The 11,571-nt window shown below is 52.1% G+C and carries 10 protein-coding genes; 3 read left to right on the top strand and 7 right to left on the bottom strand.

The genetic code is table 11. From position 1 onward, the window contains the following. The first annotated feature begins 11 nt into the window (after positions 1 to 11). Positions 12 to 767, top strand: coding sequence for a PIG-L deacetylase family protein (locus B212_RS0108440; protein ID WP_019910159.1), 756 nt, complete (start codon positions 12 to 14; stop codon positions 765 to 767). Positions 768 to 859: 92 nt separating this feature from the next. Then, a complete protein-coding gene (locus tag B212_RS0108435; protein WP_019910158.1) occupies positions 860 to 1,288 on the top strand; it encodes a PH domain-containing protein in 429 nt (142 codons plus the stop codon). A gap of 94 nt (positions 1,289 to 1,382) precedes the next feature. Here the strand turns inward: B212_RS0108435 and B212_RS0108430 are convergent, their stop codons facing one another. Beyond that, positions 1,383 to 2,234 (bottom strand): GNAT family N-acetyltransferase, encoded by an 852-nt coding sequence (locus B212_RS0108430; RefSeq protein WP_019910156.1) that lies wholly within the window; start codon positions 2,232 to 2,234, stop codon positions 1,383 to 1,385. A 185-nt stretch (positions 2,235 to 2,419) separates the two neighbouring features. Between B212_RS0108430 and B212_RS0108425 the strand changes: the two genes are divergently transcribed. Further along, complete coding sequence (locus B212_RS0108425; protein ID WP_019910155.1) at positions 2,420 to 3,457, top strand: asparaginase; 1,038 nt, start codon at positions 2,420 to 2,422, stop codon at positions 3,455 to 3,457. On the opposite strand, the gene B212_RS0108420 is transcribed toward B212_RS0108425, so the two are convergent. The 6 genes from B212_RS0108420 to B212_RS0108390 form a co-directional block, all read right to left on the bottom strand. Continuing rightward, positions 3,454 to 4,554: a GerAB/ArcD/ProY family transporter gene (locus tag B212_RS0108420; RefSeq protein ID WP_019910154.1), complete on the bottom strand. Its 1,101-nt coding sequence runs from the start codon at positions 4,552 to 4,554 to the stop codon at positions 3,454 to 3,456. The genes B212_RS0108425 and B212_RS0108420 overlap by 4 nt on opposite strands. 30 nt (positions 4,555 to 4,584) lie before the next feature. Further along, entirely contained in the window at positions 4,585 to 5,757 is a 1,173-nt protein-coding gene (locus B212_RS0108415; RefSeq protein WP_084673262.1) for a Ger(x)C family spore germination protein, read from the bottom strand. A 9-nt stretch (positions 5,758 to 5,766) separates the two neighbouring features. Continuing rightward, positions 5,767 to 7,284: a spore germination protein gene (locus B212_RS0108410; RefSeq protein WP_019910151.1), complete on the bottom strand. Its 1,518-nt coding sequence runs from the start codon at positions 7,282 to 7,284 to the stop codon at positions 5,767 to 5,769. 296 nt (positions 7,285 to 7,580) lie between these two features. Continuing rightward, positions 7,581 to 9,305, bottom strand: a complete 1,725-nt coding sequence (locus B212_RS0108400; protein WP_019910148.1) for a GMC family oxidoreductase N-terminal domain-containing protein — start codon at positions 9,303 to 9,305, stop codon at positions 7,581 to 7,583. Further along, a complete protein-coding gene (locus B212_RS0108395; protein WP_019910147.1) occupies positions 9,298 to 9,957 on the bottom strand; it encodes a hypothetical protein in 660 nt (219 codons plus the stop codon). The genes B212_RS0108400 and B212_RS0108395 overlap by 8 nt, the downstream gene beginning before the upstream one ends. 152 nt (positions 9,958 to 10,109) lie before the next feature. Continuing rightward, positions 10,110 to 11,540 (bottom strand): amino acid permease, encoded by a 1,431-nt coding sequence (locus tag B212_RS0108390; RefSeq protein WP_019910146.1) that lies wholly within the window; start codon positions 11,538 to 11,540, stop codon positions 10,110 to 10,112. Between the last annotated feature and the right edge of the window lie 31 nt (positions 11,541 to 11,571).

The raw sequence follows: 11,571 nt of genomic DNA, 5'->3' as shown, positions 1-11,571 counted from the left end.
AGCGAATCAATATGGATTCAGCAGATCTGGTTAATCTTATGGCCCCGCCCGATCTTACGGGCTGCAGCAAAATATTGTGTGTGCAGCCGCACCCGGATGACAATGAGGTCGGAATGGGCGGAATTATCGCCTCTTTTGCCGGGAGAGGCTGTGAAATCCATTACTTAACCGTGACAAACGGTGATCTTGGGGCAATGGACGATAAGCTGTCCTCTGAGGAAATTGCAGCGATCCGCATGCGGGAGCTGGAGGAAGCAGGACGGTCCCTCGGGGCTACGGTGTTCCATCAATTGCAGCATGGCGACGGCACACTTGCGCATATCCCGGCATTGGCTGCAGAAATTGCAGAGATCATCCGCACTGTACAGCCGGACGCCATCTTCTGCCCCGATCCGTGGCTGGCCTATGAAGCCCACTATGATCATATCGTCACCGGACGGGCGGCCGCACATGCCTTTCTGTCCTCAGGTCTTCCGCTATATCCTAGAGGGACAAGCTCCCGGGCCTGGCAGCCGAAGGCAATCGGCTTCTATTTTACCGCTGAACCCAATACGGTAGTTGATATCACCCCGTACTTCGAGCAGAAATTTACCGCCATGGCACTGCACCGCAGCCAGTTTAATGAGGAGATGCTGCAATTATACCGCCTCTATTTCCATATGAAAGGCCGGCAGCTTGCCGAAGGGAAGGGGTTCGACATTGGCGAAGGGCTGAAGGTGCTCTCCCCGCTGCATTTGCATTGTTTTGTGGATGCCGGATTGGTGTAACGAAAAGGATTTCGCCACTGCCTGGTGAATATTAACATTGTGCATGTAACACCAAGTCCGGCTTACGGACAACTAACAGGAGGGAATATGTAATGGCTAACTTGTTTGGCGGGTTATTGGGCAATTATTCGGAGGTAACCATCCCGGAGCTTAAGAATCAATACGGGGCCTATCTTATGCCGCAGGAAGAAATTCAGATGGGCTTCAAATTAATCCGCGACGCCTTTATTATTACAGATGAACGATTGATCCTGATTGACCACCAGGGCGTAACCGGCAAAAAGACCCGTGTGGCTTCCATTCACCTCGCCTCCATCTTCGAGGTCACGATGGAAACAGGCGGCACCGGCTTTGATGATTGCGAGGTTACACTGCACTACATCACTTCTCCTTATCACAAAAGCAATAATCTGCAGACCGCTTCCTATAAGTTCGAATTCGGCAAAAAATTTAATGTACAGCCTCTGTACACTGCCCTGGTCAGCATCGCCTCGGAAAATTTCAAGCGCCTGAACGGCTGATTGTAATTGTATGGTTCACACAGCAAATCCCCCTGTACCGCTGATGCGGACAGGGGGATTTGCTATGCGCGAGCCGGGTCTGCCTGCTGCGGGCTTAGCCTATAGATCCGGGCAGCCGGTAATAGGGCAGCGTCAGTGAAGGCTGAAATCCCAGCTTCTGCGCCAATTGATAGGAGCCTTGATTCTCCAATCGGCAAGCCCATACCGGCTCCAGGTCATGCTCCAGACAATAGTCGATCAAGGCGGAGGATACAGTAAACGCATATCCTTTGCCCCGGTAAGCCCCGGCTGTCTCTATCCCAATCTCCAGTTGATGCTCCGTGCGGCAAGATGCAAAGGCGGTAGAAGCGGCCTCCTCCCCTTCCAGAATGCTATAGCCAACGCCATCCGCCAGGAAATGCTCCTCGTCCCGCCAGAAAAAACGTGGAACCACAGAGCCGGCCTGTGCACGAAACTGTTCTTTTCCCGTCCGCACAAGAGCTGCATCCCGGCGGAAAAATTGCTTCTTGGCGTCCAGATAAGCCTCGCGGTCAAAGCTGAAGTTGACTCTGGTATTCTTCTGAATCCGCCGGGGGTCTTCCGCTTCAGCTTCATCCCCATTCCCTATCACCGTGCTGTTATGGGCAGCAAGCATGGAGTCTATCAGGGGACTCCATGCTCCCGACGGATCGCCCTGCAGCCATTCCGGGTGATTGCGGATTCCCGCTTTATTCGTTATGTAATCATACAGGCTGCGATTAAACTCTTCATTGCCGGCATCTCCGAACAGCAGCGACATCCCATAAGGATGAACCACATAAAAGGTACGGGGCGTGTCCGGATCATCGGCGTAAACCTGTCCGGGCACACACTCCTCCAGCACGGCCCTGGCAAAGAGTGTGTTTATTTTCACTTGATCCAGCAGGGACAACCCTTTGCAATAATCTTTACTCTCCAGTGTAAGCATGCTCTTAGCTCCTTGCTATAACTTAATGATTACCCTCATTATATTATAGTATGGCTTGCACTAAAGGACGGATTGTTTGTAACAATCCTCCACAAAAAAACACCTTTTGAACCGGAAATCGTATGTTATAATACATTCAGCAAAATTTTATACATTTTTGATTTGATCTGAAAGGAACACAAGTGATGATTATTCCAGCTCCAGAAGTGAATTTTACCGCTTCCTCTTTCTATAACGCCAGCCTGAAGAATGTAGTTATTCTCGCCACCGGCGGCACGATTGCCGGCAGCGGCGAAGCGCATAAAACCTTGAATTATGAACCCGGCGCGCTGCCGATACAGGATTTGCTGGACAGTGTTCCCCACCTCGAACGGGTAGCCAATTGCGCGGGTGTGCAGGTCAGCAATCTGTGCAGCGCGGACATTACCAGCGAGCACTGGCTTACTCTGGCGGCATTAATCAACACGCTGGCGCTCAGGGAGGATGTCCACGGTTTTGTGATTACACATGGAACCGATACACTGGATGAGACCTCCTACTTCCTGAACCTGGTGCTAAAAACCGACAAACCGGTAATCATCACCGGCTCCATGCGCCCGGCCACGGCGATCAGTGCGGACGGACCGCTCAATCTATACCAGTCGGTGGCACTAGCTGCCAACCCCGAGGCCTGCGGACAAGGAGTAATGGTTGTTTTTGCCGAGGGAATCTACAGCGGACGCGATGTGCAGAAGGTGAATACCTTCAAGGCCAACGCCTTTGATGAACGGGATTTCGGCTGCTTGGGCTATATGCGGGACAGTCAAGCTTTTTTCTATACACGTTCCCTCAAAAAACACACCACCGCCGCACAGTTCGACGTTTCAGCTCTGACCGGGCTGCCGGAGGTGTCTGTTGCCTACTTCCATGTCGATGCCAATCCGGGCATTCTGGATTACTTGTCCACGATCTCCAAAGGCATTATCATTGCCGGAGCAGGCGGCGGAATCTACAGCAAGCCCTGGATTGATAAAGTCGGCGAACTCAAAAATAACAATATCCCGGTCGTCCGCTGCTCCCGGATTTCCAGCGGCATCACACTGAAGGATTCCTATATTGACCTCTCCGCCAATTCGATTCCCTGCAACAGTCTGGTGCCGCAGAAGGCCCGGATTCTGCTGTCGCTGGCGCTGACCCAGACCACGGGGTACGAGGAAATTGCGGCCATGTTCAATGAATACTAAGCAGCCTGTTTTTTCCCCTGCTTCCATTTGCCAACAATAAGCAAAAGCAGGGGCAGGCCGATCATGTTCACAGGCAGGGCAACCGGCACCCAGTACCGCTGCAGGTAATTCGTTGTCGCTTCCGTCACATTTTGGGGAATTAACGCAAATATAAACATTATCGGGGCAAGGAACCAAATCATTGTTCTCCAGTTGCGGATATGTAAAAATTGGGCCGTTCCATAGCTTGCAATGAAGAAATAGACGGCCAATTTGATGAAGACGCTGGCAATCCAGATCACGACCGGAATCGCATCGAAATTGTCGATAAAACCGAATAGCGAGATCTTCTTGGTCATTTCGAAAAAAGGATACCACATGTTAGGCGCAAGATTGACCCCTATCGTGAAGATGATCATAATCGTGGCCATCAGTACAAAGAAAACCGCGCTAATTACCGCCCCGAGCGCATACGGTACCCCCTTGCGCGGCTTGCTCATAAATGATGCAAACATAAGGTACTCAATGGAATGTCCGAGATAAGAGGCGGGAGCCAGCGCACCGCCCAGTATTCCTGTTATGCCGCTGTCCGCATACACGGGAAGAATATTTTTCCAGTCAACATTGTTGATGCTCGCGATCAGGGCAATGCTGACCATGACCAGAATGATCGGCCCCAGAAACTCGCTGCAGCGGCCAAGGCTTTCGATTCCTCCCGCATAAGTGGCATAGACAATCAATAGGATCATCAGTAGAATGATCGCTTCTTTGGGTGTCGCCTGAAGCAGCATAATATGAACCATGTCGGTAAATTGACGCAGAACGATTGGGATGATCGTATACCATTGGACCAAATAGACAACAATTACAATTTTGCCAATCCAGGTTCCAAGAATCAATTGGCTGTATTCAATTAAAGACTTTCCGGGGTAGAGATTCCCGGTTTGTGTCGCCAGCATACCAACCAGCAAGGCAATGCAGCCGGCCACGACTATAGATATCCACGCATCCTGCTTCGCCGCCTGCAGGCTTGGGGTAAGCGTCATCACCAGCGTCATTCCGAGGTCCATACTGAAGATGATCCAGAATACCTGTATGCCTGTTAATTTCATCTTCATGGTTAGCATCCTCTTCCATATAGTGACCTGCTATTTTCTTATATGGGAACGTCCCAGTGTTTTACCTATCTGCTCAATTGTGAGGTCAACCTTTACAGTCACCGGTACATCCGGAAAGATGTCACTCCATTTATTCATTATTTTTTTCCAGATGTAAGGATGTTCAATGTGAACCTCTTCTCCGATCCCGAAAATATCCGACTTCAGCTTTTTTTGTACATATCCCAGCATGCTCTCGATTCTGCCTTGCACTTGTTTGGAGAATAGTTTTTCGACAAGTATTCTATCCTGGGGATTATTCAGATCTATTCTCGAATTGTTAGTGACCACCCGGACCAAAGTTGAGAATGACGCGGTCACCTGGGGAAGCTCATTTTTTATCACCGTCTTTACCTTTACGCTGCTCTTTAAGGACTTCACACTGATGGTCCCCTTATATTGCTTGTCTTCCGGTTGCGCCTGCACTGTAAATCCTATCCGGTAAGGATCATCAATCCACCAGCGCAGCAGCTCCAATTCATCGGGCTTCAAAAAGCCGGTCAATTGATCTCCCAAGTAAACTGCAGCATGGTCGACTGCAAATGACTCCTTATCAGTGTCCTTATTTAACACTCGGATGGCCGCGGTTACCGGCGAAATCCCCGGCGAGGAAAAGGCCTCAAATAATTCATCGCTCTTAACCGAAAAGCTGGATCTGCTGGATTGAAGTTTACTTATACCAAGTCCCGGAATAAGCTCAAGCTGATAAGGCACATTTAAAATTTCTTTGGCTGTTGCTCCATAAGCTGTCAGTACAAAGCAGTTGTATCTATTTTCAGGAAAACGAGTAAGCAGGTCCTGAATTTGATTGAGGCCGTGCCTCGCACACTTTTCCCCGATTATGAATACTTCCCTGTGTCCAAAATAAATAAAGCGGGACATTTGCTCCTGTAAACGGTCATTGGCCTCCTGTATGTCACGTCCCTTGTTCGAGATGACGACAACCGGTTTCTGAGCGCCTCCTCCAGTCTTCACGGCACTGGGTATTCCTGTGGGGAGAGCTACTTGATAGGTCATTTCAATCTGCCCGTCATCCGTAAGGTCGATTCCGGTGGCCACTACCAAAGCAAGATCATCCATTTCCCTGCGGTCCCAGCAGCCGGTAGTCAAGCAGAGGATCATAAGAATAACCAAACCTCTTCGTGCCATCGCTTCTACGCGCATTGTCTCCGCTCACTCCAGTCGCTGCCTTGATTGCTTATGGCGTTTCAGCATACTCCCCCACGGGGCCCTGATTAACACATCTCCTAACCCCGAGGGTCTGAACGGTGCAAGCGGCGTCATGTAGGGGACACCGAAGGAACGCAAATTAACCAGGTGTATTAGAATAGCTATCTGACCGACCCCTACCCCATAAAGTCCAAATGTCGCAGCCAGCAGCATAAGCGGAAAACGTATAATGCTGATCGCTTGACTCATGCCGGGATTGGGAATAAGGAAAGAAGAGATTCCTGTTATAGATACGACAATGATAATCGTAGCCGAAATAATGCCTGCCTGAACGGCGGCTTGTCCAATCACAAGCGCTCCCACTATACTGATCGTCTGGCCCACGGGACGGGGAAGACGTATGCCTGCCTCACGGAGCGCCTCAAATGTGATCTCCATGATCAAGGCCTCCATCATCGCCGGAAAAGGAACAACTTCACGCGCCGCAGCGAGACTCAAGGTTAAGCTTGTTGGAATCATCTCCTGGTGATAGGTCGTAATCGCAATGAATATGGCAGGGAGCGACATTGCCAGGAAAGCGAAAAAATATCTCAGCCAGCGCAGCATGGTAGCAACCATAAATTTCATATAATAATCCTCAGCGCTCTGAAAACCGAACCAGAACGTTACAGGCAAAATCAGCACCATTGGAGTGCCATCCGTAAAGACGGCCACTTTGCCTTCGATTAACGAACCCGAAACTACGTCGGGACGCTGAGTCGACTGAATGACGGGAAAAGGCGAGAAGGGATGATCATTGATCAATTCCTCAATATATCCGGATTCCAGTACACTATCCATGTCAATGCCGGCTATCCGGCTCTTCACTTCATCAATCACACTCTGCTTGGCGATATTCTCAAGATAGACAATCATGATGTCGGTATGGGAGATGTTGCCTGCATTGAGCTTTACCGTCTTCAGCCGGGGGGTACGGAGGCGATGACGAATCAGCGCAATGTTGATATCCAGCTTCTCAATAAAACCGTATCGCGGACCGCGGATAACCGCCTCTGTTGACGGTTCCTCCAGCGGACGGTTCAGCTTATCCTTCAGTTCAAAGGAAAAGGCCTGCGTGGAACGTTCAACAAATAAAACAGCCTGTCCTTTGAGAATACGTTGAGCAATTTCATTCATAGTTGAAACAACTGTGGGCTGTACAACCGAAGAAAATTTGAATTTCAGGTGTTCATAGACTTGGGAGGAATTATCCAGAGGCACAACCTCCTGCTGCATCAGGGGAGCAAGGAAGCCGTCGTCCCAAGCCTGTTGGTCCACCAAAACGTCGAGATATACCGCCATGCCTGGCATAGAGCCGAACATATGGAGCCTGCGAACGACAAGATCGGAACAATTGGCGAACAATTGAGCAATAGCCTCCTCGTTGCTGTCGAGGGACTCAGAGATTTCCAGGTCAATGGCGGGCTCGGACTGCATCAGTCGTTTTCCGAGAGAATCGGATAATTTTTTCTCCCTCCCCATTCATCATCCACCCCTTTCCATTTTAAATTATCCAATCCATTAATGGATTATTCAATATTCTCAAATCAAACAAGGGCTGTCTCTCTGGTCTTGGCTAAACCATTGAGATAGCCCCCGGCAGGCTGGACCCAGGTATATTTTCCCTGCTGCCGTGCATACTTCTTGCATGACAAACAGAAGGGATGTTGGATAAAATGAAGGTGTTCGGAAAAGCCATCGCCTTTTTGCTTATCGTTGCTTTATCAGGCGCCGTTCTGTATTACGCAACCGTAATGGGGAACTAGGGAATTTGAAACTCAGCTAAAATACTTGGCGACGATTTTCTCTGCTGTCCGCGTGGCCAGCGCCTGTGTGGTCAGCGTTGGATTCGGGCCGCCAATTCCATTGAAGTGTACGCTGTTATCAGCGATGAACAGGCGGCTCACTTGATAAGCCTCGCAGTTCGTATCGGTGACATACCCCATCCGCATCGTGCTCTCAAGGTGGAGCAGGAAGGAAAAGGGCGTATCCGAGCGGATAATCGTTCTGGCACCGGCTTGCTGCAGCGTCTCCGAAGCATATCTCGCCAGCCTATCACGTCTCTTGAGCGTCTTGATGCTGGGAGTATAATGAATGACCGGAATCGGTCCGTTCTCGTCTTTCAGCAGCGGATCGACCTCAACCCTGTTGCGGTACAGCGTCTCATCATCCGTAAGGAGCAGCATGCTCATCGTCCGGCTATAGTTCATCATCAGCTCTTTGAGCTTGGGGCCGACGACACGGCCGCGAATGTTCCACGGCGCTCCCGGCTCCGGCGGATTAAGGGCGTCAAAGCCCGCTTCACTGAAGCCATAGGTCAGAAATGACATGATTCCCGGGCTTAAGCAGGACACCTGGAATATCCCCGTTCCCGGAATATCCACCCTGGCCCCCGAGGTTTGACCGGCGTACGGATAAACGGACGGCAGACCCATAATGCTCAGCAGATCCTTTTCATCAAATACGCCCGCGACCCAGTCGAAGCAATGATTGGTCAGTCCTCTGCCCACCCATTCGTTCTGAGGCAGACCCGAATTGAGCCAGAGGCGTGGTGTCTCAATGCAGCCCGCAGCCATAACAACGGTTCTGGCCGTTAGCTCGCCGACTTCCCCCGTCCACGTATCCCGAAACTGTACACCTGAAGCACGCAGTCCTCCCTTGGGATCATGTGCTGTTAAAATTTTGATCACGAAGGAGTTGGGCCGGACCGCGACATTTCCGGTCTTCAGCGCGAGCGGGATGTAGCTGACAAGGGTGCTTCGTTTCGCGATTCTATCAACGGACGGCCCGGATGAGCAGCCATTGACACAATTCCCCTTCAGGGTACATCCTTCCATGACCGATAATTGCTCAAGTGAATAATTCGGGTCCATCAGATGCTCGTTCGGCGGCAAAATGGCATTCGGATTCGGACGGTAGCCCGGAGTCGTGACGTTGAGTGTCGGAATGAGCGGCCAGCCTGCTTTTTTGGCACCATAGTAAAAAAGCTCTTCCTTAGGCGTTGTAGGTGCGAACTGGACGGGCAGCGTAGCTTCCGCTTTCTCATAATAGGGCATCAGCTCCCGGTAGCTGATCGGCCAAATATCATCAACCGCAACGGGAAAAGCGCGCGGCGATTGGCTCCAGTAGTGTTGGGTCGTTCCGCCCACACCGGACGCCTGCCAGATGTCACCCGTCTGGCGCATAACCCTGTGCCACGGCGTCCGGCGGCGGTCGGCAGGACCAAAACGGAATACGCCAGACACCACATCGTTCATATTATTTTCATATGCATTGAAAATCTTCTTGTATATCCCCACATCCAAATCCTTATAATCGGAGCTCCATTCCCCGCCACGCTCGCTGTTCGGATTCTCCCATTTCTTGTTTCCGTACCAAGGGCCTGCTTCCAGTACCAGCACTTTCAAGCCTGCTTCGCCAAGCTCCTTCGCCGCAACGGCGCCTCCGCCGCCGGACCCAATGACAATTACATCCGCATCGAACGTTGCCTCAGCCTCATACAATCGTGGATTCCCCTCCCTTACGCTCGATGGTCAGCATATTGCCAAGGAGGACACGGTAGCCAGGGACCACTCCCGGATAACCTGCCTGCTTCCAACTGACCGGGAAATATTCCAGCCTTCGCGCAGTCGGCGTTCGAAGCCGGGTCGTCCCGTAGGCTGACCATTCCGAGTAATTTCCAAACATCGTTTGCCTGGTGAGAAAATCAATCATATACCGGACAAGACCTCCATCATTCCGGTAAGGAGGCGGCAAGGCTCCCAGATCAACCTTCATTTGCTCCAGTATTGCAAGCACACGAATCCGGTCAGCCGGGCACAACGAGGCAAACGGACTGCTCCGCCATAGCAGATGGTTTGGGGCATGCTGCAGTTGTCCCGAGGCAGCGAGCTGAACCGCCCCCGCATCGAGGAGTCTTGCAGTAGAGCAGGATAGCGGAATAACCGTCAAATACAATCCCAGCACCAGCGAAAGACTGTGATCCAGCTCCCAGATCATGTACTCGTGAATGCACAAATCTACGGCTCCGGCCGCTTGCTCCGCATCATCTGCGCAGGTCACCGGCGAACCGGGAATGATCGCTTCAACAAGCGCCCTAAAGGTCATGAAGGTCCGGGGATCGACGGTTGCCGCATAGGTTGTAGCCGGATGCATAATAGCTCCCCCTTTAATCAGGTTTGGATCGTCTGCAGAGTCCCGCATCACCTAATCTTATTCGGCAGAATGAGGTTTAAGACGCTATCAAGGCACAAAAAAGAGCTTCCCTGTAAGCGGAAAAATCTGCTTAATGGAAGCCCTTCTCTCTTTTATTTCCGTTCCTTCTTCCCTTCCAGCTCCTCCGAAGCTTCCATCTGCGCTTTCACGGATGGCATCTGCAGCAGGGGCTTCCGCACTCTTCCCGGTTCCCTTGCCCTCCTCCGCCATCCTACAGCATAGATCCCCGAGAACAGCACAACAAACATCACTCCGGCGGCGAGCCCCCCGCCCTGGCCGGGGATCAGCGGCATGCTCGCCAGAATAGCAACCAGACTTGCGATAGCAAGCCAGGAGGTGTAGGGATAACCGCGCAGGCCATGCCCCCCGGTTAACGGACTGCCGTGCCGTTTCCGCAGCCGGTAATGGCTGGCCATGATAACAACATACGAGAACAGCAGCGAGAAGCCGCCCGAGCTGACCAGAAAGAGGTAGACCCCCTGCGGCAGCAGCATACCGAGCCATAGACCGGCCAGCATCGCGCTCCCGGAGATCAGGATGCCCCGGTACGGAATGTCTGCACGGTCCCGCATCCAATCCGGAGTATGGCCTTCCTCAGCCAATGACCGCAGCATCCGGCCCAGACCGAATACAGAAGCCAGCATGGTTGAGAGAATAGCCGTTACCAGTACAATGTTCATTACATTCCCGGTCCACCCCAGGCCATACAAGCTTAATGCCGATACAAACGGACTCACCTGTTCTGACACCCGGGCAGGCGGAAGAAGCAGAAATAGCGCAGCTATGGCAGCTAAATACAGGCTGACTAATAACACGATTGTATATCTGATCGCTTTGGGGATAGTCACCCCCGGATTGGCTGTTTCCGATGCCGCAAGACCAAGCACCTCAAACCCGGCATAGGTGAACATGACCATCAGCATGCTTCCGGCGATTCCGGCCACCCCTCCCGGCATAAGGCTCTGCCCGCGGACAACCCCCAGGCCTACGGCTCCCGTGCCTCTGCTGCCGATCCCCGCAATCAGAGCCACGGCAAGGATTACAAATGCAGCAATCGCAAGCAGCTTAAACGCGGCAAGGCCGCTCTCCAGCTTGCTCAGCCGTTCTGCGCCGAGCAGGTTAAGCAGCGTCACACCCACAATAATTCCGGACCCGAGCAGTGACAGCGGCAGGGCGGGAAACCAGCCCCGCAGCAGAATGGATACCGCTGTAGCTTCGCTGGACATTGCGAGTACAAGCCCTGTCCAATATACCCAGCCCACGGTGAATCCCGCTCCCCGCCCAAAGGCCATCTCCGTATACGTCCGAAAGGAGCCGGCGACCGGATTCGCTACGGTCATTTCCGATAATGCGGACAAGATGAAATACACCAGTATCCCGCCGATCACATAGGACAGCAGCACAGACGGCCCGGCTGCACGGATCGCTACCGACGAGCCAAGAAAAAACGAGCCGCCCACCACCGTCCCGAGTGCAAGCATCGTAAGCCCCCACACCGATAATCCTTTCTTGTCACGCTCCATTGCAGCAGCCTCCCCTTCCTTTTTAGGAGGA

Origin of the sequence: Paenibacillus sp. HW567 (genome assembly GCF_000374185.1) — a bacterium.
In the GTDB taxonomy this organism is placed as follows: Bacteria; Bacillota; Bacilli; order Paenibacillales; family Paenibacillaceae; genus Paenibacillus_AQ.
The sequence above is the reverse complement of the archived record's forward strand: the minus strand, read 5'-3'. Positions and strand labels throughout refer to the sequence as shown.